The sequence below is a fragment of the Vibrio chemaguriensis genome, assembly GCF_012275705.1.
In the GTDB taxonomy this organism is placed as follows: domain Bacteria; phylum Pseudomonadota; class Gammaproteobacteria; order Enterobacterales; family Vibrionaceae; genus Vibrio; species Vibrio diabolicus.
In genome coordinates this window covers 34,832-61,692 of record NZ_SHOE01000013.1, presented here as the reverse complement: position 1 = coordinate 61,692, position 26,861 = coordinate 34,832, and the positions used below count along the sequence as shown (strand labels likewise).

Annotated in this window: 26 protein-coding genes and 1 other RNA gene; 9 read left to right on the top strand and 18 right to left on the bottom strand. The window is 45.8% G+C overall.

Annotated elements, in window-relative coordinates; all coding sequences use genetic code 11:
• Positions 1 to 195: 195 nt before the first annotated feature.
• Positions 196 to 2,415, bottom strand: coding sequence for a GTP diphosphokinase (gene relA / locus EX191_RS13655; RefSeq protein ID WP_005393896.1), 2,220 nt, complete (start codon positions 2,413 to 2,415; stop codon positions 196 to 198).
• 123 nt (positions 2,416 to 2,538) lie between these two features.
• Complete coding sequence (gene rlmD / locus EX191_RS13650; RefSeq protein WP_193447904.1) at positions 2,539 to 3,858, bottom strand: 23S rRNA (uracil(1939)-C(5))-methyltransferase RlmD; 1,320 nt, start codon at positions 3,856 to 3,858, stop codon at positions 2,539 to 2,541.
• A gap of 192 nt (positions 3,859 to 4,050) precedes the next feature.
• On the opposite strand from rlmD, the gene barA reads away from it, so the two are divergent.
• Positions 4,051 to 6,849 (top strand): two-component sensor histidine kinase BarA, encoded by a 2,799-nt coding sequence (barA, locus tag EX191_RS13645; RefSeq protein ID WP_193447903.1) that lies wholly within the window; start codon positions 4,051 to 4,053, stop codon positions 6,847 to 6,849.
• A gap of 69 nt (positions 6,850 to 6,918) precedes the next feature.
• Here the strand turns inward: barA and acpS are convergent, their stop codons facing one another.
• From acpS to rpoE, 11 genes are all read right to left on the bottom strand, one after another.
• The gene (acpS, locus tag EX191_RS13640; RefSeq protein ID WP_012841407.1) at positions 6,919 to 7,299 is read right to left on the bottom strand and encodes a holo-ACP synthase; all 381 of its coding nucleotides are present in this window, start codon (positions 7,297 to 7,299) and stop codon (positions 6,919 to 6,921) included.
• Between the two features lie 13 nt (positions 7,300 to 7,312).
• The gene (gene pdxJ, locus EX191_RS13635; protein WP_048625989.1) at positions 7,313 to 8,044 is read right to left on the bottom strand and encodes a pyridoxine 5'-phosphate synthase; all 732 of its coding nucleotides are present in this window, start codon (positions 8,042 to 8,044) and stop codon (positions 7,313 to 7,315) included.
• Complete coding sequence (gene recO / locus EX191_RS13630; protein WP_005384578.1) at positions 8,041 to 8,772, bottom strand: DNA repair protein RecO; 732 nt, start codon at positions 8,770 to 8,772, stop codon at positions 8,041 to 8,043. Before recO ends, pdxJ begins: the two co-directional genes overlap by 4 nt.
• A 115-nt stretch (positions 8,773 to 8,887) precedes the next feature.
• Positions 8,888 to 9,850: a GTPase Era gene (gene era / locus EX191_RS13625; RefSeq protein WP_006743309.1), complete on the bottom strand. Its 963-nt coding sequence runs from the start codon at positions 9,848 to 9,850 to the stop codon at positions 8,888 to 8,890.
• Positions 9,843 to 10,520: a ribonuclease III gene (gene rnc, locus EX191_RS13620; RefSeq protein WP_005393907.1), complete on the bottom strand. Its 678-nt coding sequence runs from the start codon at positions 10,518 to 10,520 to the stop codon at positions 9,843 to 9,845. Before rnc ends, era begins: the two co-directional genes overlap by 8 nt.
• A 20-nt stretch (positions 10,521 to 10,540) precedes the next feature.
• The gene (gene lepB / locus EX191_RS13615) at positions 10,541 to 11,440 is read right to left on the bottom strand and encodes a signal peptidase I (protein ID WP_193447902.1); all 900 of its coding nucleotides are present in this window, start codon (positions 11,438 to 11,440) and stop codon (positions 10,541 to 10,543) included.
• A 104-nt stretch (positions 11,441 to 11,544) separates the two neighbouring features.
• Positions 11,545 to 13,338 carry a translation elongation factor 4 gene (gene lepA / locus EX191_RS13610; protein ID WP_046875099.1) on the bottom strand — a complete coding sequence of 598 codons (1,794 nt, stop codon included), beginning with the start codon at positions 13,336 to 13,338 and terminating at the stop codon, positions 11,545 to 11,547.
• Positions 13,339 to 13,497: 159 nt separating this feature from the next.
• Complete coding sequence (locus tag EX191_RS13605) at positions 13,498 to 13,968, bottom strand: SoxR reducing system RseC family protein (RefSeq protein ID WP_005384575.1); 471 nt, start codon at positions 13,966 to 13,968, stop codon at positions 13,498 to 13,500.
• Positions 13,965 to 14,930 carry a sigma-E factor regulatory protein RseB gene (gene rseB, locus EX191_RS13600; protein WP_005393918.1) on the bottom strand — a complete coding sequence of 322 codons (966 nt, stop codon included), beginning with the start codon at positions 14,928 to 14,930 and terminating at the stop codon, positions 13,965 to 13,967. The genes EX191_RS13605 and rseB overlap by 4 nt, the downstream gene beginning before the upstream one ends.
• A complete protein-coding gene (locus tag EX191_RS13595; protein ID WP_012841405.1) occupies positions 14,927 to 15,553 on the bottom strand; it encodes a sigma-E factor negative regulatory protein in 627 nt (208 codons plus the stop codon). The genes rseB and EX191_RS13595 overlap by 4 nt, the downstream gene beginning before the upstream one ends.
• 26 nt (positions 15,554 to 15,579) lie before the next feature.
• Complete coding sequence (gene rpoE / locus EX191_RS13590) at positions 15,580 to 16,158, bottom strand: RNA polymerase sigma factor RpoE (protein ID WP_005380946.1); 579 nt, start codon at positions 16,156 to 16,158, stop codon at positions 15,580 to 15,582.
• 553 nt (positions 16,159 to 16,711) lie between these two features.
• Here rpoE and nadB point away from each other — a divergent pair.
• Positions 16,712 to 18,325, top strand: a complete 1,614-nt coding sequence (nadB, locus tag EX191_RS13585) for an L-aspartate oxidase (RefSeq protein WP_041853018.1) — start codon at positions 16,712 to 16,714, stop codon at positions 18,323 to 18,325.
• Between the two features lie 22 nt (positions 18,326 to 18,347).
• Here nadB and EX191_RS23120 read toward each other — a convergent pair whose 3' ends face one another.
• Positions 18,348 to 18,830 carry a protein YgfX gene (locus tag EX191_RS23120; protein WP_309474405.1) on the bottom strand — a complete coding sequence of 161 codons (483 nt, stop codon included), beginning with the start codon at positions 18,828 to 18,830 and terminating at the stop codon, positions 18,348 to 18,350.
• Positions 18,778 to 19,038, bottom strand: coding sequence for an FAD assembly factor SdhE (locus EX191_RS13580; RefSeq protein WP_005393925.1), 261 nt, complete (start codon positions 19,036 to 19,038; stop codon positions 18,778 to 18,780). The genes EX191_RS23120 and EX191_RS13580 overlap by 53 nt, the downstream gene beginning before the upstream one ends.
• 189 nt (positions 19,039 to 19,227) lie before the next feature.
• On the opposite strand from EX191_RS13580, the gene ygfZ reads away from it, so the two are divergent.
• The 3 genes from ygfZ to EX191_RS13565 all read left to right on the top strand — a co-directional run bounded on the left by ygfZ (position 19,228) and on the right by EX191_RS13565 (position 21,507).
• Positions 19,228 to 20,196, top strand: a complete 969-nt coding sequence (gene ygfZ / locus EX191_RS13575) for a tRNA-modifying protein YgfZ (protein ID WP_104974800.1) — start codon at positions 19,228 to 19,230, stop codon at positions 20,194 to 20,196.
• Positions 20,189 to 20,662: an aminoacyl-tRNA deacylase gene (locus EX191_RS13570; RefSeq protein WP_031780369.1), complete on the top strand. Its 474-nt coding sequence runs from the start codon at positions 20,189 to 20,191 to the stop codon at positions 20,660 to 20,662. Before ygfZ ends, EX191_RS13570 begins: the two co-directional genes overlap by 8 nt.
• A 638-nt stretch (positions 20,663 to 21,300) precedes the next feature.
• The gene (locus EX191_RS13565; protein ID WP_005380970.1) at positions 21,301 to 21,507 is read left to right on the top strand and encodes a DUF1107 domain-containing protein; all 207 of its coding nucleotides are present in this window, start codon (positions 21,301 to 21,303) and stop codon (positions 21,505 to 21,507) included.
• A gap of 65 nt (positions 21,508 to 21,572) precedes the next feature.
• Here EX191_RS13565 and EX191_RS13560 read toward each other — a convergent pair whose 3' ends face one another.
• From EX191_RS13560 to EX191_RS13550, 3 genes are read right to left on the bottom strand one after another with little or no spacing between them, the layout of a single operon-like run.
• On the bottom strand, positions 21,573 to 22,781 hold the full coding sequence (locus tag EX191_RS13560; protein WP_005393929.1) for an FAD-dependent 2-octaprenylphenol hydroxylase: 1,209 nt from the start codon (positions 22,779 to 22,781) through the stop codon (positions 21,573 to 21,575).
• A gap of 31 nt (positions 22,782 to 22,812) precedes the next feature.
• On the bottom strand, positions 22,813 to 23,991 hold the full coding sequence (gene ubiH / locus EX191_RS13555; RefSeq protein WP_193447901.1) for a 2-octaprenyl-6-methoxyphenyl hydroxylase: 1,179 nt from the start codon (positions 23,989 to 23,991) through the stop codon (positions 22,813 to 22,815).
• A 23-nt stretch (positions 23,992 to 24,014) separates the two neighbouring features.
• A complete protein-coding gene (locus EX191_RS13550) occupies positions 24,015 to 24,593 on the bottom strand; it encodes a YecA/YgfB family protein (protein WP_005393931.1) in 579 nt (192 codons plus the stop codon).
• Positions 24,594 to 24,842: 249 nt separating this feature from the next.
• Here EX191_RS13550 and EX191_RS13545 point away from each other — a divergent pair, with 249 nt between their 5' ends.
• From EX191_RS13545 to rpiA, 4 genes are all read left to right on the top strand, one after another.
• Positions 24,843 to 25,151 (top strand): cell division protein ZapA, encoded by a 309-nt coding sequence (locus tag EX191_RS13545; protein WP_005393932.1) that lies wholly within the window; start codon positions 24,843 to 24,845, stop codon positions 25,149 to 25,151.
• A gap of 8 nt (positions 25,152 to 25,159) precedes the next feature.
• A non-coding RNA gene (gene ssrS / locus EX191_RS13540) (6S RNA) lies at positions 25,160 to 25,344 on the top strand.
• Positions 25,345 to 25,349: 5 nt separating this feature from the next.
• Positions 25,350 to 25,949 carry a 5-formyltetrahydrofolate cyclo-ligase gene (locus EX191_RS13535; protein ID WP_074191801.1) on the top strand — a complete coding sequence of 200 codons (600 nt, stop codon included), beginning with the start codon at positions 25,350 to 25,352 and terminating at the stop codon, positions 25,947 to 25,949.
• Between the two features lie 53 nt (positions 25,950 to 26,002).
• Entirely contained in the window at positions 26,003 to 26,659 is a 657-nt protein-coding gene (rpiA, locus tag EX191_RS13530; RefSeq protein WP_005380982.1) for a ribose-5-phosphate isomerase RpiA, read from the top strand.
• Positions 26,660 to 26,861: the final 202 nt, after the last annotated feature.

Genomic DNA, 26,861 nt, shown 5'->3' with positions numbered 1-26,861 from the left:
TTAAACCTTTCTACTAAAGAAAAAGGTGAGCAGCCAAAACCACTCACCTTAAGTTATTTCATTGATCGGTTTTTACTAAACAGTTGGCTCTTTTAGCAAGGCAGCAAACTTATGAGACTCCTGAGCATGGTTCACCATGTGATGGAGCGAATAAGTGCAGCTAACGCAGATAAAAAGCCAAATGTGACGCAAAAATTAGCCGAGGCGTTTCACCGTCATGACATCCTTTATTTGTTCTACCCGTTTCGAAACACGAGAAAGCACCTCAATATTGGTGACTTCTAGGTCAAAGTCCATGATGGCAAGTTGACGTCTGTAATCGACTCGGTTCTTCATACTGGTCACTTTGATCTTTTCGTTGGCGAACAGTGTCGTAATGTCTTTGAGTAGACCACCTCGCTCCATCGCTTCAACACGGACGGTGAGGATGTATGACCCGACGAAGCCGCTGCCCCAGACAGTATCGATGATACGCTCTGGCGCGTGATGGCGCAGTTCTTCTAGCTGTTCACAGTCACTACGGTGTACTGAAATCCCGCGGCCTTGCGTGATGTAGCCACAGATATCGTCACCTGGAATTGGCTGACAGCAACGCGCTAGGTGCGTCATTAGGTTATCAACGCCTTCTACAACGACGGCGTCTTTTTTCGGTCGGCTTTGCGCTGGTGATTTGTGCTCTGCTTCTTGCAGTTTTTCCAGTGCTTGCTGGTCTTCTTCTTCTGCCGTTGGCTTGTTAACGAGCGCATTAATATGGTTAATGATTTGGTTGATACGCAAATCACCGCTACCAACACCAACGTAAAGCTCATCTGGTGTTTTGACGTTAAACCGTTTGAGAGCGTAATGCTCAGCATCTTTTAACGTTGCGCCAATTTTTGCTAACTCATGTTCAAGAATTTCACGACCCGCTTCAAGGTTCTTCTCACGGCTTTGCTTTCGGAACCAGGCGTTAATTTTGGCACGCGCGCGGCCAGAATGAACAAAGCCTAATGATGGGTTTAACCAGTCACGTGATGGGTTAGGCTCTTTCTGAGTGATAATCTCAACCTGATCCCCCATATGTAGTTTATGAGTAAACGGTACGATGCGGCCTCCGACTTTGGCGCCGATACAACGGTGTCCCACTTCGGAGTGAATATGGTAGGCAAAATCTAGCGGCGTTGCCCCCATAGGTAAATCGACAACATCGCCACGAGGCGTAAACGCATAGACGCGGTCATCAAAGACTTGGCTACGTAGCTCATCAAGCATTTCGCCAGAATCTGACATTTCTTCTTGCCAATCCAGTAGCTTACGCAGCCACGTGATCTTCTCATCATAACCGCTTCGGCTGCTTGCCCCTTCTTTATATTTCCAGTGCGCTGCAACACCCAGCTCCGACTCTTCATGCATTTGCTTGGTACGAATCTGGATCTCGATGGTTTTGCCTTCTGGCCCTAGAATTACGGTGTGGATCGATTGATAACCGTTTGGTTTAGGGTTAGCAACGTAGTCATCAAACTCGCTCGGTAGGTGCTTGTATTTGGTGTGAACTACGCCCAAAGCCGCGTAACAGTCTTGCAGTTTGTCTGCGATGATACGTACTGCTCGAACATCAAACAGCTCATCGAATGCCAAACTCTTCTTCTGCATTTTTCGCCAAATGCTGTAGATGTGCTTAGGTCGACCACTCACTTCGGCGTTAATACCTGACACTTCCATTTCGTGCGTAAGGTCTTCAACAAAGTCTTTGATGTACTGTTCACGAACGATGCGTCGCTCAGAAAGCTGCTTGGCAATTTGTTTGTAAGTTTCCGGCTGTTGGTAGCGGAAAGCGTAATCTTCAATTTCCCATTTCAGCTGACCGATGCCTAATCGGTTTGCTAGCGGCGCATAGATGTTGGCACACTCTTTTGCCGCCGCACGTCGAACCTCATCAGGCGCTTTTTTAACTTCAATAAGATTACAAATTCGCTCCGCAAGCTTGATAACCACGCAGCGGAAGTCATCCACCATGGCAAGCAGCATGCGGCGTACGTTATCTACCTGAGATGACGCCGCACTGCCTTCCATGTTGACATTGAGTTGGCCAATAGCCGCCATCTCTTCAACGCCATCGATTAATTTTATGATTTCTTTGCTGTATTTCTCTTCCAGAATTTCTCTGTTAAAAGCACCACTTGAAACCAAAGGAAACAGTTGTGCAGCCACTAAGGTGGCCTGATCCATAGACAAGGTGATCAAAATTTCGATCATTTCTCGTCCACGCCACAACAACAGTTCCGCTTGCTCGTTATCGGCTAATACCGTCTGGCAATCTCGATATACTTCGATTAAGCGTGAGGCTGTGTTTTTCTCTTGACCTAGGCTAGCCACCCAGTTTTCGAGTTCAAACTGTTCATCTTGGTTTAAATGCGCGCTTCTTACCGCAACCATCTCATCATCCTAATTATTATATTCGTGTGGTTTGACTAACACCGTCCAGGTTAGTTCTTTTACCTGCGCATAAACGCTGGCTTTATGACCACCCACCACAAATAAGGGGCCAAAGTCCTAAAGTTAGGACTTTTCAAACAATGCCATCGATTCTAGATGACTGGTATGAGGGAACATGTCCAGCATACCTAATTTAGTTAATTTATAGCCTTGCTCCATCAAGCTTTGGCTGTCCCTAGCAAGGGTAGCAGGATTACAAGAAACATAAACTACACGCTGTGCGCCAAGCTCAGAAACTTGATCGATGATCCCACTTGCCCCCGCGCGTGCTGGGTCTAACAGCACTTTATCAAACTGTTCTTCCGTCCAGACCTGCCCTTCAAAATCTTGCTCAAGGTTAGCGTGATAAAATTGCGCATTATTGATTTGGTTCAAGGATGCATTATTTGTGGCTTTTTCGACCATCTCTGCAACACCCTCGACCCCAACCACGTGCTTAGCTAACTTCGCAATCGGTAAACTGAAGTTGCCTACGCCGCAGAACAAATCTAACACTCGGTCACTCTTTTGCGGGTCTAACCACTCAACCGCTTGCTTGACCATTTTTTGGTTTACGGCTTGGTTCACTTGAATGAAATTATTTGGCGCAAAAGGAATTTTCACGCCAACTTCTTGATAGAAAGGCATATCGCCTTCAACAAGGTTTAGCAGATCTGTTGCTGGCATTAAGTACAGCGATGCACCATGACGCTTTGCCAACTCCGTTAGAGCGTTAGTTTCAACCGTTGTCAGAGCACTCAAGTGACGCAACGTAATACACGGCCCATTATCACCAAGTACCAGCTCTACATGGCCCAATTGTTCCGGCTTTTTAAACGCTTTTAGTGCTGAATAAATCTCTGGAAGCAGAACGTTCAGTTCCGGCGCCAGCACTGGGCAGTCGGTCACTTGCACGATTTGCTTACTCTGCTTTTTACGGAAACCAAAGTGCAATTGACGTGTTTTTTTATCGACAAATAAGCTCACTCGCGCACGACGACGATAGGCCAGTGAATCCCCTAATAATGGCGCATCAAGCTCGATATCATTGCCTGAAAATTTTCGCATCAGCTGACGCAGTGTTTGCTGTTTGTACGTCAATTGTTGGTCATAATCTAGATGTTGCAAATCACAGCCACCACACTCGTGGTAATGCGGACAAAATGGCTCCACGCGAGTGTCACTCGGCTTGAGAATCTTAATCAGTTTACCGCGAGCAAATTTACTTTTTTCTTCCACTAACTGCGTGACGACTTCTTCTCCCGGCAATGCGCCATCAATAAACAGCGGTTTTTTCTTTAGGTAAGCAATACCTGCGCCGTGGTGATCTAAACGCTCCACTTGCACCGCTTGATGACGAGTATTTAGTTGGGTTTTCTTTTTCGGTTGAAAGATGCGTGCCATGCTCTATGCCTGATTTATGTCTAATTGCTCTTCGGCTTCACTATTCTTGATTGCAGCCGTTGTGTGATTCGAGTGACTTGATTATGCTTACCGTTTATTAGGTGACGTCACTTCTTTGCTCAACGCCTTATCGTGCGCTTGAGAAATAATGCGTTATTTTCCCATATCCAGACTCCGATGTAATTAGATAACATGACCAGATATGGCTTACGAGCACGTGTAATTACACTGACTCTCGCTCCCACTCTCATCATTGGTTTATTACTGAGCGGCTTTTTCTCATTTAATCGCTACCAAGACCTTGAGAAACAAGTTATCACCACTGGTAACAGCATCATTGAGCCGTTAGCAATTGCCAGTGAAACTCATCTACTATCAGAAAGCCGAGAGGCGGTACGTCGCTTGATAAGCTACGCCCATCGCAAAAACTCTAAACTGGTTCGTAGTATCGCGGTGTTTGATGAACATCATGAGCTCTTCGTGACATCTAACTTTCACCCTAATTTCGAAGCCTTGATGTTCCCTAAAGATAAACCGATCCCGCAACTGGGCAATTCGGAAATCTACGAAAACTCACTGATATTGCGCGTACCTATTTTGTCCGAGGGTCACTATTTAGCTGAGCTGTCGAACGAAAGCCAAGGAACTAAAGCAATTGGTTATATTGCCGTTGAGTTAGATCTCTCCTCTTTAAGGCTGCAACAGTATCAAGAAGTGTTCTCTGCTTTTTTAGTTCTTATACTCGGTCTTGGCTTGGCAAGTGTGTTTGCTTCACGTCTGATGCACGATGTTACCCAGCCTATCACCCACATGAAGAATGTCGTTGACCGCATCCGCCGTGGTCACCTAGACGTGCGTATCGAAGGTAAAATGCATGGTGAGTTAGACCAACTGAAAAACGGTATTAACGCCATGGCGGTATCTCTATCGGAATATCACGTGGAGATGCAGCACAGTATAGACCAAGCCACATCAGACTTGCGTGAAACGCTTGAGCAGCTAGAGATTCAGAACGTTGAGTTAGATATCGCGAAGAAACGCGCGCAAGAAGCGGCCAGGGTTAAATCTGAGTTCTTGGCGAACATGTCGCACGAACTGCGTACTCCGCTCAATGGGGTTATTGGCTTTACTCGTCAAATGCTTAAAACGCAGCTTTCTAACAGCCAAACTGATTACCTACAGACGATTGAGAAATCGGCGAACAATCTACTGAACATCATCAATGACATTCTCGACTTCTCGAAACTTGAGGCGGGTAAGCTGGCGCTGGAAAACATTCCGTTTGATTTCCGAGAAAGTTTAGAAGAAGTGATTAACCTACAAGCCACAAGTGCACATGAGAAAGGGTTAGAAATCACCCTAAAAGTGGACCCTAAAATTCCACCGGGTTTAGTTGGGGACCCACTACGTATCCAGCAAATTTTGACGAACTTAGTCGGTAACTCAATCAAGTTTACCGAGCGAGGCAACATTGATGTTAGCGTTGAAATGCGCTCTCAATCAGGGGACTCCGTCGAACTGCAATTCATGGTGCGTGATACCGGCATTGGTATTTCTGAACGTCAGCAAGCGCAATTATTCCAAGCATTTAGCCAAGCGGATGCCAGCATTTCACGTCGCTACGGCGGTACTGGGTTAGGTTTGGTTATCACGCAGAAATTGGTAAGCCAGATGGGTGGTGAGATCAGCTTAACCAGCCGCCTACACCAAGGTTCGACGTTCTGGTTTACGGTGCGCTTGCACTCAACCGAAATGCCGATGAGCGAACTGATTGAAGTGGAACTTCTGACTGGCAAACAGTTGCTATTGATTGAACCAAACATGCAAGCCGCATCCGTAACCCAACAGATTCTAAGTCAAGAAGGTATCTTAGTAACCTACCGCTCTTCGCTACCGAAAAACGAAGAACAATATGACTATGTATTACTGAATTTAGCGGCAAATCAAACGCATGATGTAGACGTCATTACACCTTGGATAGAACAAGCGAAACGCATGGCTCCGAGTGTGATCCTAGGGACGCCGAGTACCGAACTGGCACTTGCCGACCAAATTATGACAGAGCATCACGTCCAATGCCTGACGAAGCCGTTGTCTCGCCGTAAACTGCTACAAAGCCTGATTAGCGAACATGTCGAATCACCACCAACATTGAGTGCTCCAATTACGCCAAGCGAAGGGGAGCGTTTACCTCTGACGGTGTTAGCGGTGGATGATAACCCAGCAAACTTGAAGCTGATTTCCGCTCTGCTTCGCGAACGAGTAGAAACCGTCACCGCCTGTAGCAATGGCCAGCAAGCGGTGAACCTTGCGACGGAGAAAAAGTACGACTTAATCTTCATGGATATCCAAATGCCACAAATGGATGGTGTGACCGCTTGTCAGCACATTAAAGAGTTGGAGTTAAATAAAGACACGCCAGTGATTGCGGTAACTGCGCATGCCATGTCGGGTGAAAGAGATCGCTTGCTCTCGGCAGGAATGGATGACTACTTGACCAAACCTATTGAAGAGCATGTGCTACAACAGGTTTTGGTTCACTGGAACCCAAATGCTTGTACAGAGAGCATTGGCAAAGTCGCCCCTTCATACGTTGATGAGCCTGAAGGGAGCGCGCCACAATCCGTTTCTTCGCCTCAACAGGATGTGATTATTGATTGGCAAGCTGCCTTAAAACAGAGCGCGAATAAAGAGGATCTCGCCAAAGACATGCTGCGCATGTTGGTTGAGTTTATCCCTGAAGTAGAAGCAGTCGTTGACCAAGCTCTGGAGCAAGAAGATATCTCCCGTGATGACCTAATTCATGTCATCCATAAGCTGCACGGCAGTAGCTCATATTGCGGAGTGCCTAGGCTGAAGTCACTCTGTGCGACGCTTGAGCAAGCACTGCGCTCAGGGATCAGTCTTGAGGAGGTTGAGCCTGAAATGTTCGAGCTGCAAGATGAAATGATTAAAGTCACAACGACTGCAAAATTATACCTTGAACAGTAATCTGCTCGAGAGACAAGAAAGCCAGAGCATCTGCTCTGGCTTTTTAGTATTTTGTTTAAGACTTACAAGCTAGGATTCAAAAATGACCGTCGCCACAGCGTAATGACGCTCATCGGAAATGGACAGGTGAATGTGGTTAACGCCCATCGCATCCGCTATTTGCTTTGCTGTGCCCGTCAATGCGAGCACTGGTTTTCCAAGCGCATCGTTCGAGATGGAAAAATCGTGAAACGTGACCCCTTTTGCGATCCCTGTTCCCAATGCTTTTGAGGCCGCTTCTTTGACCGCAAAGCGCTTAGCAAGATAGCGGCCTTGCAGCTTAAGCTGTGAAAATTTAGCCATTTCTTCTTCTGAAAGAATACGCTGAGCAAAAGGCTCACCACTACGAGCTAACGCTTTTTCAATACGCTCAATTTCTGCAATGTCGGTCCCTAACCCTATAATCGCCATCTAGATAGCCCTATTATTGGCGTGCCTCAATCATCAGTGCTTTCATGTCCGCAACCGCTTTATTCAAACCATCAAATACCGCGCGACCAATGATTGAGTGACCAATGTTGAGTTCGTAAATTTCTGGTAATGCAGCAATTGGCGCGACATTGTGATAAGTCAGTCCATGCCCGGCATTAACAATAATACCTAGGTCATGAGCATAACTCGCACCAGCGGCAATCTTCTTCAGTTCTGCTTGCTGTTCGTCTTCTGTCGTCGCATCAGCATAATGACCAGTGTGTAGCTCAATAAACGGAGCACCACACTTTTTCGCAGCTTCAATCTGTTGACGATCAGCATCAATAAAGAGTGAAACTTTAATGCCTGCATCTGTCAGCTTTTTCGTCGCAGCTTTAATTTTTTCAAGCTGCCCCACAACGTCCAAGCCACCTTCCGTCGTCAGTTCTTCACGTTTTTCAGGCACTAAGCACACAAACTCTGGTTTAGTTTGCAGCGCAATCTCAACCATTTCGTCCGTCACAGCCATCTCTAGATTCATACGCGTTTGAATGGTTTCACGCAGAATACGTACATCACGGTCCAAAATATGGCGACGGTCTTCACGTAAGTGAATTGTGATACCATCCGCGCCTGCACGCTCAGCAATTTCTGCAGCGTGAACAGGATCAGGGTATTTTGTACCACGTGCATTACGTAGAGTGGCAATATGGTCGATATTGACGCCTAAATAAATTGAGCTCATTTTCCGTTACTCCGTGCTCTGGGGGTCTGAATGAAAAATTCACGACTTTTTAAAGGTTTGCCGCCAAGATACGGCTTTAAGGCTATACGTGTAAAGCGTTTTGCCGCTTTTAGCTGCTCTTTAGTGACGAACCGCCGCTCACTGATAGCAATCAGTTCATTCCCTAAAAACGTGAGGTTATCGCGCCTAACCGAAGCTATGAAGCCTTTTTGTTCCCGGTAACGATACGTCATCTCTGGGTCGACGGGCTCGCCAGTACCTGCACAGTGCAAGAAATCTACGCCATACCCCATCGCAGATAGCAATGCTAACTCAAAACGACGCAGTGCTGGCTCAGGGTTCTCGTTGTGTGCCAACTCTGTTAACGCATGCAAATAATCATGAAATAGCGCTGGCATCGGCACTTCCGCCATCAAGATACGGCCAATCAGTTCATTGACGTACATGGCTGAGTAGAGATTAATGCCCGTTAACGGTAAACCTAGGCTTATCGGCTCAGCTTGACGCAAAGTCTTCATTGAACCTTTTCCCGACCATTTAAGTAACAGCGGAGTAAAAGGTTGCAATGCGCCTTTTAAGTTCGAACGCTTACTGCGCGCGCCTTTGGCCATTAAAGTCATTCGGCCATATTCCTCACTAAATACATCAAGGATTAAGCTCGATTCACTGTAAGGGCGGCGATGTAAAACAAAACAGCGCTGTAAACCTTCGGAAGACAGATTACTCATCTAAGTCATTGTGCCTAAAAAGTGTGAAATAAAAAATAAGGAGCCGAGCGGCTCCTTATTTTAATCGATACTAATTTTTCATCGATGTTGGAGCGAAGCATCTTCGCAGCCAAGATTATAAGTCGTCGATATAACCCAACGAGCGCAGTGCTCGTTCGTCGTCTGCCCAGCCAGATTTCACTTTTACCCAGGTTTCTAGGTAAACCTTACGACCGAACAACTCTTCCATATCTAAACGCGCTTCACGACCAATGGTCTTGATCTTCTCGCCACCTTTACCAATCACCATTTTCTTCTGGCCATTACGCTCAACAAGAATCAAGGCATTGATATGGAAACCGTCGGTTTCTGGGTTGTAATCAAAACGTTCAATCTCGACCGTTACCGAGTATGGCAATTCTTCACCCGTGAAACGCATTAACTTTTCACGCACAATTTCAGATGCCATAAAACGCTGGGAGCGATCAGTCACGTATTCTTCTGGGAAGTGGTGCGTTGCTTTAGGTAAGTGATTACGCACGTGCTTACGCAGTACATCAATGTTCTTCCCTTGCTTCGCAGAGATTGGCACAACGTCAACGAAGTCCATCTTCTTAGACATCTCCGCCATGTGCAGCATCACTTCGTTACGATCTTGCACGTTGTCGACTTTATTGACACAAAGCACAACTGGGAAGTTCGATTTTTGAAGCTTAGTTAGCACCATCTCATCGTCTTTGGTCCAATGCGTACCATCGACTAAGAAGAACACTAGGTTTACATCACTTAGAGATGAGTTAGCCGCACGGTTCATCAGGCGGTTAATCGCACGCTTTTCTTCAATGTGAAGTCCTGGCGTGTCAACGTAAATCGCTTGGTAATCGCCGTCCGTGTCCACGCCCATAATGCGGTGGCGTGTTGTTTGTGGCTTACGTGAGGTGATCGAAATCTTCTGACCCAAGATTTTGTTCAGAAGTGTCGACTTACCTACGTTTGGGCGACCAACAATAGCAATAAAGCCACAGTGCTGGTTTTCTGGCGAGCTTGGCTCACCTTGTGATGCGAAAAACGCATCGATATCGAATTCGTTATCAGCCATTTGTTAATTGCTCAAGTGCTGTTTCAGCAGCCGCTTGTTCTGCCTTGCGGCGGCTGGTGCCTTTCCCGATTACAGGCTTGTCCACACCTGCTACTTCACACTCAACCGTAAACTCTTGGTTGTGCGCTTCACCTTTAATATTAGTCACTGTGTACACAGGCAGCGGTTTTCTTCTGCCTTGTAGGAACTCTTGTAGGCGAGTTTTCGGATCTTTTTGTGAGACGCCAGGTTTAATGGCTTCAAGGCGTGAGTTGTACCAACTCAGTACAATGCCTCGCACAACTTCAAGATCGCTGTCTAGGTAAATTGCGCCAATAATGGCTTCAACCGCATCGGCTAAAATAGAGTCTCGGCGAAAACCGCCACTCTTCAATTCACCTGGACCTAATTTTAAATAATCTCCTAGATCGAATTCACGACCCAGTTCCGCCAATGTATGTCCGCGAACCAAAGTAGCACGCATACGGCTCATGTCACCCTCGTTCACTTTCGGGAAACGATGGTACAGATCATCAGCGATGACAAAACTTAAAATTGAATCGCCCAGAAACTCAAGACGTTCATTATGCTTACTGTTGGCGCTGCGGTGAGTCAGCGCCAAGTTGATAAGCCCGGCATCTTGAAACTGGTAGCCGAGCTTTCTCTCTAGTTTATCAATTGGAGAATTCATACTCTCTCGATATAAAATGGTTAGTGAATACCACCGATGCGGTTAAAACGCACACCAGTTGGAATCCATGAAGGTAGAACGCTATCTGCGCCACGCTCAAACTCGAAGCTGATCCAAATGGCGACAGCTTTGCCGACTAAGTTTGCTTCAGGAACGAAGCCCCAATAACGGCTGTCAGCACTGTTGTCACGGTTATCACCCATCACAAAGTACTGACCTTGTGGTACAACCCACTCTGTCGTGCCGCTACGTGGGAAGTATTGCTCCACACGGTTACGAACAAGAGGGTTAACCAAAATATTGTGCTCCACGTTACCCAATTTTTCATCCAGTTGGATCATTGGAATACCGTTCGAACTAAACTGACTTTCTTCAACATTGCTCAGTTTAACTGGTTTACACGCCGATTCACCTTGGCTTTGCACGCAAAGCTGCTTATCACTTGAATAACGCACGATATCACCAGGCAAACCAACAACACGCTTAATGTAATCCACACTTGGTTGTGGCGGGTATTTGAATACCACGATATCACCACGCTCAGGTTTACCTGTTTCAACTAACTGCGTGCGCCATACCGGATCTTTCAAGCCATAGGCGTATTTTTCTACCAAGATAAAGTCACCCACCAACAAAGTCGGCATCATTGAGCCTGATGGAATTTGAAATGGTTCGTAGATAAAAGAACGCAATACTAAAACGAACGCAATCACAGGAAAAATTGAGACGCTATTTTCAACCCACCAAGGCTGACGCTCAACTTTTTGCAAGGTCACTGCATCCAAACCATTAGACGTCTGAGCTTGAATCTCAGCCAGTTTTTCCTGACGCTTTTTCGCGAAAACCAGCTTTTCCAGTAGCCAAACCACGCCAGTTACCAAAGTCGCAATAACCAACATCAGTGAGAATGTATTCGCCATTAAATTCCCTTATCTAAAAATACGAAAGTGAAAGAGCCGAAACCCTTTCACTTATTTTAATATCTAACGTCTTAAGACCGACAAGTGTGAGACAAAGTTCAACTTTAGTCTTTACCTACGTGAAGGATGGCTAGGAACGCTTCTTGAGGCAGCTCAACGTTACCGATCTGCTTCATGCGCTTCTTACCTTCTTTCTGTTTCTTCAGAAGTTTCTTCTTACGACTTACGTCACCGCCGTAACATTTCGCGATTACGTTCTTACGCAGCTGTTTTACAGTTGAACGTGCGATAATGTGGTTACCAATCGCTGCTTGGATTGCGATATCAAACATTTGGCGAGGGATAAATTCTTTCATCTTCTCTACCAGCTGACGACCGCGAGTCTGAGACTGGTCTTTGTGTGTGATCATCGCCAATGCATCAACGGTGTCACCGTTCAGAAGAACGTCTACACGTACCATATTCGAAGCTTCAAAACGCTGGAAGTTGTAATCCAAAGACGCATAACCACGAGATGTCGATTTCAGACGGTCGAAGAAATCCAGTACCACTTCTGCCATTGGAATATCGTAAGTCACGGCAACCTGGTTACCGTGGTAAACCATATCGACCTGAGTACCACGCTTTTCAACACACAGCGTGATCACGTTACCTAGGTACTCTGAAGGTACCAGGATATTACAACGAGCGATCGGTTCACGAATTTCTTCAATATCATTGATCGCTGGCAGTTTGGCAGGGCTATCAACGTACAGCAGTTCACCATCGGTCTTTTCAACTTCGTAAACTACCGTTGGTGCCGTGGTGATAAGATCTAAGTCGTATTCACGCTCTAGACGCTCTTGGATGATTTCCATGTGCAGCATGCCAAGGAAACCACAACGGAAACCAAAGCCAAGTGCCGCGGAGTTTTCTGGCTCGTAGAATAGCGATGCATCGTTTAGGCTTAATTTGCCCAGCGCATCACGGAAGTTCTCGTAATCGTCAGAAGATACCGGGAACAGACCTGCGTAAACCTGAGGTTTTACTTTCTTAAAACCTGGTAGCGGTTTTTCACAGCCGTTCTTAGCCATAGTCAGCGTATCACCAACTGGTGCACCAAGGATGTCTTTAATACCACAAACCACCCAACCTACTTCACCAGTACGAAGGATATCGGTATCTACTTGTTTTGGCGTAAAAATACCAAGACGGTCTACACCCCAAACTTGGCCCGTACTCATCACTTTGATCTTGTCGTTCTTCTTCAGTTCGCCGTTTTTAATACGTACTAGAGAAACAACGCCAAGATAGTTATCAAACCATGAGTCAATGATCAGCGCTTGTAGTGGCGCATCTGGATCACCTTCCGGTGCTGGAATCGCTGACACAATGTTCTCTAGAACGTCATCAACACCGATGCCTGTCTTCGCAGAACAGCGGGTTGCTTCCATTGCATCGATACCAACGATTTCTTCAATTTCTTCCGCTACACGCTCAGGATCGGCTGCTGGTAGGTCAATCTTGTTCAAGATTGGCACAACCTCTAGATCCATCTCAATCGCGGTGTAACAGTTAGCCAGTGTTTGAGCCTCAACACCTTGACCCGCATCTACAACCAATAACGCACCTTCACAAGCCGCTAGAGAACGTGATACTTCATATGCAAAGTCAACGTGCCCCGGAGTATCGATGAAGTTCAGCTGATACGTTTCACCGTTTTTAGCGGTGTAGTTTAGCGTCACACTCTGAGATTTAATGGTGATACCACGCTCACGTTCAAGATCCATAGAATCCAGAACCTGTGCGGCCATTTCACGATCGGTTAACCCGCCACAAACTTGGATTAGACGGTCTGATAGGGTCGACTTACCATGGTCGATGTGGGCGATAATCGAAAAGTTACGAATGTGCTTCATAGATTTAGGGTGACTAACTCTTTACAAATAGGGACAGTAAGAAACGCCATCTACTGACGGCATTTCAATCAAGTTGGCAGATTCTACCGAATTTCGTTAACGGGCGCACGTAATTTAAAGTACATACCCAAATAACCTTTAGTGGAGGGGGGACGGCGCTTACTGGATTGGCTCTCCAAGTACCCGAACAAGGGTAACTTGGCGCTTAGATTCATCCTCTAACGGACGAGAAACACGTTTTGCGATCCACATTCCACCAGCTGCAAATAGTACTGATGCCAATATGATGATACCTTCCCCGCCCGCGGTCAGCGGCGCTAATAGGAAGTGACCAAACATCGCACCGATAATCAAACCAAACAACGGCAGTAAATAAACCGCCATTGCTGATTTTATCAGGCTCGACTCAGGAAAGCCTATCTCGACGACTTGACCTATCTTCACTGATTTATCCGTGCGCAGGTGCCAAGATAAACTCTTGTTACCAATGGCTTTAGTCACAACGCCCGTTCCACAGCTTTTCTGTGAAGAGCAACTACTGCAACTGGTCTGCTGTTCGCAGCTTAAATCAATTTCGTATTGTTTACCGCGACGATGTACGTCTGTCACAGTAGCCAACGCGGTCATCATTGTTGTTTACTCTTTGTTACATTAAATGTGACAGATTGGGCGATACGTTGTGCTGTGGTCGGCGGAATGTCTCCTACAACGGAGATTTCATGTTGACCGCTCACAAAACTGTGTAGCGTTCTTCTGCCTTGGCGAACCAACTGCCCTTTTAACGAATGCTCATCTTTGTTTGCTACGTAAACAGAGAAGCTAAATAGACCGTCAGAGTACAGCTGACTCTCCACCATTTGATTGGTAACAGCCATGCGGTAGCGGTTCAGCTCGTTCGGTTCGAAACCTTCAGGGATCCAACCTACCTGCCAATTGCTGGTTCCAATATCGCCTTTTGGCATGGTGAGAACAGCTGGTAATTGAACATCTTGTAGGCCACTCATTAACTCTGCGATTTTTGGATTCACCGTGTAAGAAATAGTGCGATATTGTTCAAGCATCTCACCATCACGGTCCACAAGGTCGGCACGTAACGGCAATTTACTCTTTTCATCGATCCATAGTACGTATGAATAGCGCAGACCGTCTTTAGGGACGACACGCAGCACTTGTGTTGCTACACCTGCTTCACGAGCTCTACCCACTTTTACATAGTCGTAATACAAGTTTAGCTCATCGATATTGGTGTTGAGCATAGGCATGGTCGGAGCGACCATTTTACCTGACTCGATGGTGAATGGTTCTAAACCCGTTTCGATATAGCTTACTTCTGTGCCACGACGAATCACTTCGCGCACAGGGCCACTTAAATAGACAAGATGAGCATATTGATCGTCACCATGCGTCGCATGACGATACAGCAACGGCTCAATGCTGTTCTTTTTGATAAGGATATAAGAGAGTTCGTAACTTAAATTCTTACTCGCCTCGCTCATTTGATGCAATAAAGCCTCCGCTGGCTTATCACCAGCAAAGGCTTGAGAAGACATCATACTGAACAGAGCGCAAGCGCTGATCAGAAATTTTTTCATTCAATATCCGGATTCAGATTTGCATCTTGTTGAGATGCATCACTGTTAATTCGTAATTGCAATTCGTAGTCTCGCAGCATAGCATGAACACGCTTACGTTGCTCTTGCATATTTGCTTCACCTACAGAACGCTCAACAGACTCACGAGTTAAACTCACAGGCTCTGCGCTGCCAGCAAACGGAACTGTCTGCAACACAGGTAATTGGTCTGTTTGCGGCGACATTGAATCGCTACCACCGTACTGCTGTACACCTAAAATAACGACAAGCGATACACATGCAGCAACAGCAACTTGACCAAACTGTGTCAACCAACCTGGCAACTGACGTTTTGCTTTTTGCGGTTCTGGTTGCGACTCTTTTGGCGTATCAGCGATTGAGATAACATTTGCACTGTGCGCATCAAACGCACGGTGTGCAGGTTCATCTTCTAACGCTAACGCCACGCTTTCAGCAATATTCCACTCAGGTTTTGCTGGCGCTTCGCCTCGCATCACATCACCTATCAGGTGATAGTTCTGCCAAGCATCACGGCTCTCTTGGTCTTGCTCTAACTCTTGAATTAAAGCCTTATCGACCAATTCTCCATCCATGAGAGCTGAAAGTTTTTCTTTGTCAGCCATTATTTTCACCATAGTTATTACTTGTACTAGCGTTGCAAAAGAGGTCTGATTTTCTTTTCCACCGCCTCACGAGCACGGAAGATACGCGATCGTACCGTTCCTACCGGGCAATCCATCACTTCTGCAATTTCTTCATAACTCAAGCCATCGAGCTCTCGTAATGTCATTGCGGTTTTTAAATCTTCAGGTAAAGCTTCGATTGCACTGAACACCACCCGTTGCAATTCTTTGGACAACGTTAAGTTCTCAGGGTTCGATATTTCTTTAAGTGCACTACCTGTTTCGTAAAATTCAGCATCTTCAGCATCGACATCTGTCGCTGGAGGTCTACGCCCTTGAGCAACAATGTGATTTTTCGCAGTATTCACTGCAATGCGATACAGCCACGTATAAAACGCACTCTCCCCACGAAAGCTGGGAATAGCTCGGTAAGCTTTAATAAACGCTTCTTGTGCTACATCTGGTACATCGCCAGGATTACTAACGTATCTGGAAATAAGATTACATACCTTGTTCTGGTACTTCGTTACCAGCAGGTTGAATGCTTGCTTATCGCCATTCTGAACTCGCTCAATCAATACTTGATCGGTCAGCTGCTCGTTCATTCGAGCGGATACTCCTATTTGTTATGCCCCTACTCTTCTCAGATATGGGTACTAATTATGCAAAACGTAGTATTGACACCACTGCTTACTTGAGCACTATTGTGACCCTAACGTGAATGAGAAAGTTCCATGGTTTCTCAAGTTTTTTGTCATTGTTTTTTCACAGTGTGATGTCTATACCCAAATGACCACCGTTGCCTCACTTTAGTCTAAGTTTGACAAGCGAGCATCTTGAGGGGAATTGGGTATAATGAATGATCTCTGTCCCAGATTGTGCTGGGTCGAGCATGGAAAAGCAATGGCATTGACAAACTATTACTTTTCATTTGCATGGCTAATGGCTATCTGAACACCGCGTTACAAATATAACTTAGGAAGCATGCTCATGCTCTGCATGAAAAAGAAGAGTGGCTCAGTCACCGCAGTAACACGGATGTCGATAGGTCTCCCAACTTAGCCCTTAGCGACAGGTGTCGCGATAATGGAATGCACATGGTGTGCAAATAATACACAAGGTGACTTTGTTACCTTAGCTTGGGATTATAAAAGTTATATGAACACAAATCGTGAACATGAGTGTGATGTGTTAGTGGTAGGGAGTGGCGCGGCTGGTTTGTCGTTGGCTTTGCGCGTTGCTAACCACTGTAAAGTGATGGTGCTGAGTAAAGGGCCACGCAGCGAAGGGGCGACCTATTATGCCCAGGGTGGTATTGCTGCTGTATTTGATGAGTCAGACACCATTGAGTCACACGTTGAAGATACACAAATCGCCGGCGATGGTATTTGTGACGAAGATACTGTGAGGTTCATTGCTGAACATTCAAAAGAGTGCGTACAGTGGTTGATCGACGGTGGTGTCCCATTTGATCGTGAAGAGGATGACTCTGACGATGAGCCTCGTTACCACTTAACTCGTGAAGGTGGCCATAGCCGTCGTCGTATTCTTCACGCGGCAGATGCAACAGGTATGGCGATGCAAACCTCTCTGCAAGATAACGCTCACAACCATCCAAACATTCATGTTCTCGAACGTCACAATGCTCTGGACTTAATCACCGAAGACAAAATTGGCGGTGATAAAAACAAAGTTATCGGTGCTTATATTTGGAACCGCAACGAAGAGCATGTCGAAACCGTGCGAGCCAAATTTGTGGTTCTCGCTACAGGTGGCGCTTCAAAAGTTTATCAATACACCTCTAACCCAGATGTTTCGTCTGGTGATGGTATTGCCATTGCTTGGCGTGCAGGGTGTCGTGTGGCAAATATGGAGTTTAACCAGTTCCACCCGACGTGTTTATATCACCCAGAAGCACGTAACTTCTTGTTGACCGAAGCGTTACGTGGTGAAGGTGCTTACCTGCGTCGTCCCGATGGTTCTCGCTTTATGCCAGATTTCGATGAGCGTAAAGAGCTTGCTCCGCGTGACGTCGTGGCTCGTGCTATCGACTTCGAAATGAAGCGTTTGGGTGCCGACTGTATGTACCTCGACATCAGTCACAAACCTGCGGACTTTATTACTAAGCACTTCCCAACCATTTACTCACGTTTGATGGACTTGGGCATTGATATGACCAAAGAGCCAATCCCAATCGTACCTGCTGCGCACTACACTTGTGGCGGTGTCATGGTGGATAGAAATGGCTGCACCGATCTTAAAAACTTGTATGCAATTGGCGAAGTCAGCTATACAGGGCTGCATGGTGCTAACCGCATGGCATCAAATTCACTTCTCGAATGCGTGGTTTATGCTTGGTCTGCGGCGAAAGATATTCTAAAACATCACACTAACGTGGAGCTTCCTTCACAGGTGCCATGTTGGGATGAAAGTAAAGTGACCAACAGTGATGAAGAAGTGATCATTCAGCACAACTGGCACGAGCTTCGTCTGTTTATGTGGGACTACATGGGCATTGTACGAACTGACAAGCGTTTAGAACGCGCCTTGCGCCGTATCCAACTGTTGCAACAAGAAACGCATGAGTACTACAGCAACTTCCGTGTATCGAACAACTTATTAGAACTGCGTAACCTTTTACAAGTAGCAGAGCTGATGGTTCGTTGTGCGATGCAGCGTAAAGAGAGTCGAGGTTTGCACTACACGCTTGATTATCCGAACCAACTGGAAAACAGCGGACCAACGATTTTGGTTCCAGCTAAACAGCTTTAATTCGACAAAATAAACTATTACATCAACAGGGAGCATTGGCTCCCTGTTTCATTTCCCACTGGCGTAATACCAAAGATAATTGACGGTAATGCTGATCGTCACAGCTATCACGCCAAATCGTGACGCTACGGCCAGACTCCAATCGAAATGTTATCTTGAATGGCAATGTCGATGTATCGATTCGTTGTAACTGATCCTTTTCAGACTCAAGAGCCGCCGAACATTCACTATACTCAAGGGCCTCAAACCTAACCGAGCCATCGCAATGCACATACCAATAACCCTGACTTGTCGGTTTAACAAAGCCTTGGCTCAATAGTGCCTTAACAATCATTAATAACAAATAAATCGATAATACGAGAGGGATGCTAGAGAGGGTAACGGCCCAAGTCATCAGTAAGAAAAGTATTACATTGAGAACTCGGGCAGTCAGAGAGGGAGAAGCGGTAAAATTAACGAACTTTGCTGAGGTTATGGGCGACAATTTTATCAACCATTGCAGCATGACCTAAGTTTTCGCTGCGGCCATGCCCCATTATCCAAGTAAACAGATCAGGATCATCGCATTCAAGTAAAGAAACAAAGTCACGCTGCTCTTGTTCACTCAGAGTATCAAAGCACTCTTCAAAAAACGGCATAATTACTACGTCAAGCTCAAGCATGCCTCGACGACAAGCCCATTTAATACGCGCTTTTTCTTCCGGAGTGTACATTCACTATTCCTTCATAGATGTCTTGTTGTTAGTGCGGAGTGTAACAAGGGATGTGCTACGTCACTAGTGTGCGGGTCACAATACGATAGTGAAAGCAGACAAATGTTGATTCGTAAATCGCTCCCCTAGTATCTCAAGGTTATTTGGGTATAACATAGCGGAAAAATATCTTCAAAAGGCATTGTAATTATGGAATGGCAAACTCGTTTTTCAGCACTACCTCTCTCAACTCAAGACGCACTTCCAGAGTTATCTATCTCGCTGCTGGACAATTTCGGCATGATCACCATGGTCGGTGACGATAAAAAATCATACTTACAAGGTCAGGTTACCTGCGATGTCGTTTCTTTAGAACAAGACCAATCAACGTTAGGCGCACATTGTGATGCGAAAGGTAAAGTGTGGAGTGTGTTCCGCCTTTTCCATCACCACGATGGCTACGGCATGATCCAACCAAAATCGGCGATTGACGTAGAACTTAGCGAAATAAAAAAATACGCCATTTTCTCTAAAGTAACGATTGAAGCTTCTGATGAAGTTATCTTAGGTGTTGCCGGCGTCAAAGCCGACGAGCTTATTTCTTCAATGAGCAAAACGACTGGCAGCGTTCGTCCTGTTGAAGGCGGCACCGCGGTACAAGTTTCACAAAGCCGCTGGCTACTGATATTAAGTGCGTCAGCTGCGCAACAAGTCGTTGAAAATACAGATGCTGCCCTTACGACAAATGAGCTTTGGAATCGTTTCGACATTGAAGCTGGTTTACCATTTGTCTCTGCATCCGCGCAGAATGCTCACATTCCACAAGCACTCAACGTGCAAGCTTTAGGAGGCATTAGCTTCACAAAGGGCTGCTACACAGGACAAGAAACGGTAGCACGAGCTAAGTATCGCGGTACAAATAAACGTGCGATGTACATCGTAAAAGGGGCAACTTCTGCTCCATTTAGTGACGAGCCAATTGAGCTCGAACGCAGCGTGGGTGAAAACTGGCGTTCAGTGGGTGCTTTATTAAACCACTACCAGTTCAGCGACAATCAAGCGATTGGCCTGATCGTACTGCCCAATAATCTCGATGAAGACACTCGTCTTCGTTTGGTTGCTCAACCAGAATGTGAATGGACAATCGAATCACTGCCTTACAGCCTTGATGATGAGTAATACAATCAATACTCCTTTGATGCAATTTCTCACAGACCAACACATTCCGTTTCGTCTGTTACCGCATCAAAGACCAGCAACCACTATTGAGGATGCCGCGCAACAACGCGGCATTCGCCCTTCTCAAATGGTAAAAGCGATCTTGCTACGAGACATGGGTAATCAATATGCTCTCGCCTGTGCTCCAGGTGATCGTAGTGTCGATCCCAAAAAAGTGCGCTCGTTACTGCAATGCCGCCGGATGACTTGCGTTGATCAAGCCGACGTTGAGGCCATCACAGGTTACAAAATTGGTACTGTCACTCCACTATTACTCAAACGACACATGCCGATCGTGTTCGATCCTAGCTTACTAGAAGAACAGGAAGTCACGATCAGCAGTGGCGATCGCATGGCTGGACTGGCGCTTTCTATCCAAGATCTGATCCAATTGTGTCAGCCGACCGTAGCTGAGATATGTCGTTAGTCGTCTAAAAATAATGTAATAGCACGTAGTTTTTCTATCACCACGTGATCTCGCTCATATCTATAAAAATAGACGAGAGAATTTTTAATCACATATAAAACATAAATAGTCACAAAGATAAAACTCGTATATGCTGAATTTGTTGGTTAAGTTTCAAACAAGCACTTAACCAACATAAAGTGAATCAGCTGACTGAATGACAGTATTCATGCCGTCAGCTGTCCACTTTTGTGTAATGCATCTGTGACTATTCGCCCGCTGAAGCGGGCTTTTTTTGTACGGAACTTTTTTCTCTTCCTCTTTCTCTAACCGTTAGGACGTAAAGTTTGTTCTGTTGGATACCACCTTAATAGAAACAATTAGCAAACAATCATTTTCGTTCTATTCTTAATTCTGTAACAAAACTATTGCTTAATGCGTCACGTGAAAAGGAGTGTATTGTCGTAAGGGTTCCTTGAACGGTGATTTTTTGGGGTAATCCTCACGCTATTTAAGAGATGACACTGTCAAATTGTCTAAGACAACACAAATCTCTGACGCAACACCCTACATCTGTATTTAATACTATGGCTGTCACAATAATTTTCGCGTCCAAAACGTAGAATACCTAGGCTAGGTTAGATAAAAGGAAAGTAAATATGAGACTGTTTAAGCGCTATACACCAAGTATGATTGCTAAACATATAAGTCGTCTTTTTAAAGGAAGAATTTATATTTACGGGGTCGGTAGATTCGAGTTTGATAACGGCAAGTTAATACTGCCGGAGAAAGCAGAGCAACGCCATTTCCGAGCGGTCAAAGAGATCAACCAAGAAATAATGAAACTCCGATGCGCATATGCTTAGCAAAACGTTGATAAAACAAAGGCTGGATTAACCAGCCTTTTGTGTATTTGAAGTTCGCTTTACACCTACTGACGTGCCAGATCCGGCAGATGACCTTTTAGACCAAGCGCACGCTTCATGATCTCATCTTTCGCTCCCGGCAGTTGACCCGCTAAACTCAAACCAATGCCACGAACCAGCTTCTTGGCAGGATTCTCTCCAGAGAACAGGTCTCGGAATCCTTGCATTGCAGCGATCATCTTTGCTGCTTCCGCTTTGCGCCAACGCTCATAACCTCTTAGATTGCGTTTGCTGCCAATATCTTGGCCTTGCTTCCATAGCGCTAACACCTCTTGAGCGAGGCTGGCTGCATCTAATAAACCTAAATTTACCCCCTGGCCCGCTAGAGGATGAATGGTATGCGCTGCATCACCAACCAATGCGACTCGCTCCACAACAAAATCTCGCGCATAACGCATTTTCAGAGGAAACGCGGCACGCTCTCCCACGACTTCACATAGACCAAGTCGTGTATCAAATTCGCTCGTCAATGCTTTGTTGAAATCATGCTCACTCATTGCCAATAGCTGCTCTGCACGATTTGGCTCAGTGGACCAAACAATAGAGCACATATCTGGTTGCGACATTGGCAAAAACGCCAATGGCCCTTGAGGAGTAAAAATCTGTCGTGCAATGCTATTGTGCGGAGCAGCGGTTTTAACATTCGCGACCAGAGCATGATGCCCATAATCCCAATGCGTTAACGGAATATCCATTTGATGACGAAGCCACGAGTTTGCCCCATCGGCTCCGACCACTAACTTAGCCGTCATGGCTTGACCATTGTCGAGCGTCAACCAACTTTCTTGTTCGCCCACCGCTAAGGTCGCGCAACGTGCAGGCATAAACATAGTGACGTTATCGAGCTTTTGGACTTGTTCGAGCAGTGCAAGTTGAATCACTCGATTCTCAACAATATGCCCTAAATCAGGTTGTGCCATGCTTTGTGCATTGAACTCAATACTAGCGAAGCTATCTTGCTCCCACACTTCCATACCGTAGTATGGTGAAGCTCGGCGTTGCTCTATCCCCTGCCAAGCGCCAAGCTTACGCAAGATAGTCTCACTAGAACGGCTCAACGCAGACACACGCACATCAGGTAACTCTTTCAACGACTCATCTGGCACCTTGCCTTCTATTACGGCGACACGCAGATCGCTGTCCTTGAACGCGGCAGCAAGTGCCAACCCAACCATCCCTCCGCCGATGATGGCGATATCTACACTTTGCATCATTGCTTTTTATTACCTAATTCAGTGCGGCCGTTCATCGTTTTACCAAACCAAGCGTATGGCGCAGTAGCGGCTGCTTAAAAATAGAAAGGTTATCCATCGCTGCTAAGGCTGTATTTCGCCCAATTCGCATCGCGGGTAAATCATTTGAAAAAATATGCACTAAGGCACTGGTTAGCCAGATCGTTTCGCTTCGGTCTGCCTCTCTACGCAGACTAAAGCGCATCAAGCCTTGATAAAGACCAACATCATCGCTTTGCTGCACGATTTCTTCTGCTAGCGAGACAACGTCGCGAATACCAAGATTAAAACCTTGTCCAGCTATCGGATGCAGCGTTTGCGCCGCATTCCCAACAATCGCAAAACGATGAGAGATATTTTGCTTTCGATGGCGAAGAAGCAATGGGTAACTCGCACGTCGTCCCACTTTTTTCATCGCGCCCAAACGCCAGCCAAAATCTTGTTGTAAACGTTGGAGAAATGCTTGGTCAGATAACTCAAGAACTGCTTGGGCTTCCTCAGGGTGCAGACACCAAACTAAGGACATTCTATTGTCACTCATTGGCAATAAAGCAACAGGGCCATTTTCAGTAAAACGTTCAAAGGCTCTACCCTGATGAGGTTCTTGAGTCACAATATTGGCAATGACAGCCACTTGTTCAAAATCTTGCTCAGAAAGCTCTAAACCAATTTTCTGACAGCAGGTTGAAACAGCACCATCGGCTGCCACCAACAGTTTTGCGTCAAGCTGCTCACCGCTTTTCAACGTAATATGGGTACAGTCTTGCTCGCGCTCGATATCGGTAACAGAGTCAGGGCAAAACAGCGTTATGGATGCGCTGCTATCTAATAATTCTTGATATACGCGACCAACATCGGCTAATTCGACAACATACCCTAGTGCTTCAACGCCAATCTCTTGCTTGGTAATTTCCGTCATCCCAGCATGAGAGCGGTCAGAAACGTGGATATGTTCAATAGGTGTGACAAACGGTTCTAATGAAGTCCAGAGCTGTAGTTGACGCAACAGATTGACAGTACCGTAAGACAATGCGATTGAGCGAGAGTCAAAACCAGGGTGCATATCTGACTGCGCTTTAAAAGGCTCAACGACGGCAATGCGGAGCTTTCCCTGGGACAAATGGTCAATCGCCAATGCTAACGTTGCACCAGCCATGGCACCACCAGCAATGACTACATCATATTGCTTCATGCTAACCTCTGGACCATCTACGATTAATGAATAGTAGGCTTTTTATCGCTACTTTCAGGGCGAACACCAAACTCAGCATGAATCGTTAGTACGCAAGCTTTGATGTGTTCAATCACTTGTTCTAGCAATTGCGCTTGTTCACCGAGGTCGTCATCTTCATCAATGCCTAATTTGGCAATCTCTTCTAGGTCAGCCAATGCTTCTTTAGCGTCATCTGACGCTTTATTTAGCGCAACACCTGCTAGACCTAACCCAGAAATAAAATGGTTTACGAAATCGGACACGCTGTCAGCCAACGTGAATAAGCCTTCTTCTCCCGGCTCATCTGGCAATAATAAAGACAGCTCCATCGACGTGCCCGTGAGTTCATTGACAGTAACGGTGAATACGCTTTGAGCAAACGCTAGCGCGGTAGAAGGCCACCCCATCCCATCATTGGTGTAGTCAAACAGAATAGGCTGCCAAGTTTGATCATTAATCGCCAATCCACCACTTAACATGCCGACAAATAAGCCATGTAATTCCGCAGGTGTTACTGCTAGGCTTGCAGATTGCAGTTCAGCAGCAATAGATTGGTATTCAGGAAGGGTGATTTCACTCATAACTTGGCTCATTCTTGCATAATAATGTATTGGTATATCCTACCATCAAGGTTAGTGGTCTGAAACGGCTATCAAATTCAATTTTGAACAGCATTTGCTCAATTTGCCCAATTCCTGTGTGATCTCGTCATCATTTCTCTTTCTGTGATGGGAAATGCTTGAATCTTAATAGCGGTTTTCCTATAGTTTGCTCCTCGGTAGTTGTATGAAGCAACACCTTAGATAGCGCGAATATAGAGTTTATTCATCATGAGCAATCAAGCGATCGACGTTGAAATATTAGGCAAAGTTACACGAGTGAATTGTCCGACAGGACAAGAAGAGTCTCTTGTTGCAGCGGCAAAAGATCTGGATCGCCGATTGAAAGAAATGAGCGAACGTACTAAGGTAACCAATGAAATCCAACTGCTGACCTTCGCTGCATTGAATATTTGTTATGAGTTGCACACCAAGTCATACGAATCAAACGGTCAACAGCAAGAAATTACTGAGCGAATGGAAAAGCTCACTGCGTCTCTTGAGAACGCACTAAGCAAAGTTACGCAAGGACAGCAGTAAATACAAAATTTACCCTGGGGTGTGCGTCAGCAGGATTTAAGTCCCTGAGCCGATAAGCAATACCTAAGGGTTAGTATTTGGTAACTATTGAGCAAGCTCGGCATGTACCGAGAAGCCTACGGTTGTCATTGCTGATCCGCCTTGAACCAGCTGGTTCAAGGGCCACAATCCTCAACGGCACCCTGGGGTATTCTCTCTATGTCAGACCTCTCTCGACAAGACTTCCGCAAACTGATTCGTGAAAAGCGCAACGCATTGTGTAGCGATACGCAATTCCAAGCGGGGATCGACCTTGTCACTCAGTTCTCTCAACTTCCTGAAATCCAGCAAGCACAGCATATTGCTATTTATCTTTCTGCTGACGGTGAACTTGATACCAAGCCGCTCATTGAGTGGTTGTGGCAACAGGGAAAATCGGTTTATCTACCTGTCATCCATCCGTTTTCCAAAGGTCAGTTACTGTTTCTTCTGTACGTAAGTGATGATCAATTGGTCTACAACAAATACGGCATCTTAGAGCCCAAACTGGACATCCGCCATCTCAAGCCCGTTCGTCAACTTGATATCATTTGTACACCTTTGGTTGGATTCGACAGCATCGGCCACCGCTTAGGCATGGGCGGAGGGTATTATGACCGTACCCTGTCTCATTGGTTTATAACCGGAGAGGGTGCCAAGCCTGTTGGTATCGCTCACGACTGCCAACATGTAGAACGCTTACCAATTGAAAGCTGGGACATTCCATTACCTAAGATCGTGACCCCAAGCCGAATATGGCAATGGGAAAGTGGCAAGTAAGCCGCTATAATCACGCCCGCAAACGTTAACGAACATCTATTCAGGAGATTGGCATGACTCAAGATGAAATGAAAAAAGCGGCTGGTTGGGCAGCACTAAAATATGTTGAGAAAGGCAGCATTGTCGGTGTTGGTACTGGCTCTACCGTGAATCACTTCATCGATGCACTAGGCACTATCAAAGACGATATTAAAGGTGCAGTGTCTAGCTCTGTCGCTTCAACTGAGCGCCTTAAAGAGCTTGGTATTGAAGTATACGAGTGTAACGACGTAATGAAGCTGGATGTGTATGTTGATGGCGCAGACGAAATTAACCCAGCACGTGAAATGATCAAAGGCGGCGGCGCGGCTCTGACTCGTGAGAAAATTGTCGCAGCAATCTCTGATAAGTTTGTATGTATTGTTGACGGCACCAAAGCAGTTGACGTACTAGGTCAGTTCCCACTACCTGTAGAAGTGATCCCAATGGCACGCTCTTACGTTGCGCGCGAATTAGTAAAACTGGGTGGTGACCCGGCTTACCGTGAAGGCGTTGTGACTGACAACGGCAACGTAATTTTGGATGTACACAACATGCAGATTACTAACCCGAAAGAAATGGAAGACAAGATCAACGGTATCGCGGGTGTGGTGACTGTGGGTCTTTTTGCTCACCGTGGTGCTGACGTCGTAATCACAGGCACACCAGAAGGCGCAAAAATTGAAGAATAAATAACAGCTCAAATCGACCTATCTGGTTCACTTTTCTGTTATTTCATTACATACGGTGCTGCAAGGCACCGTTTTTTATTCCTTTCTCTAAGAAAATTATCTCTTATTCCGTAATTTTCTTACCCAAAGCAATTTTTTTTTGTTACTTTATTGAACAGAAGACGCACAAGGAAACGTTTGTCCTCCTACAAAACTATCAATT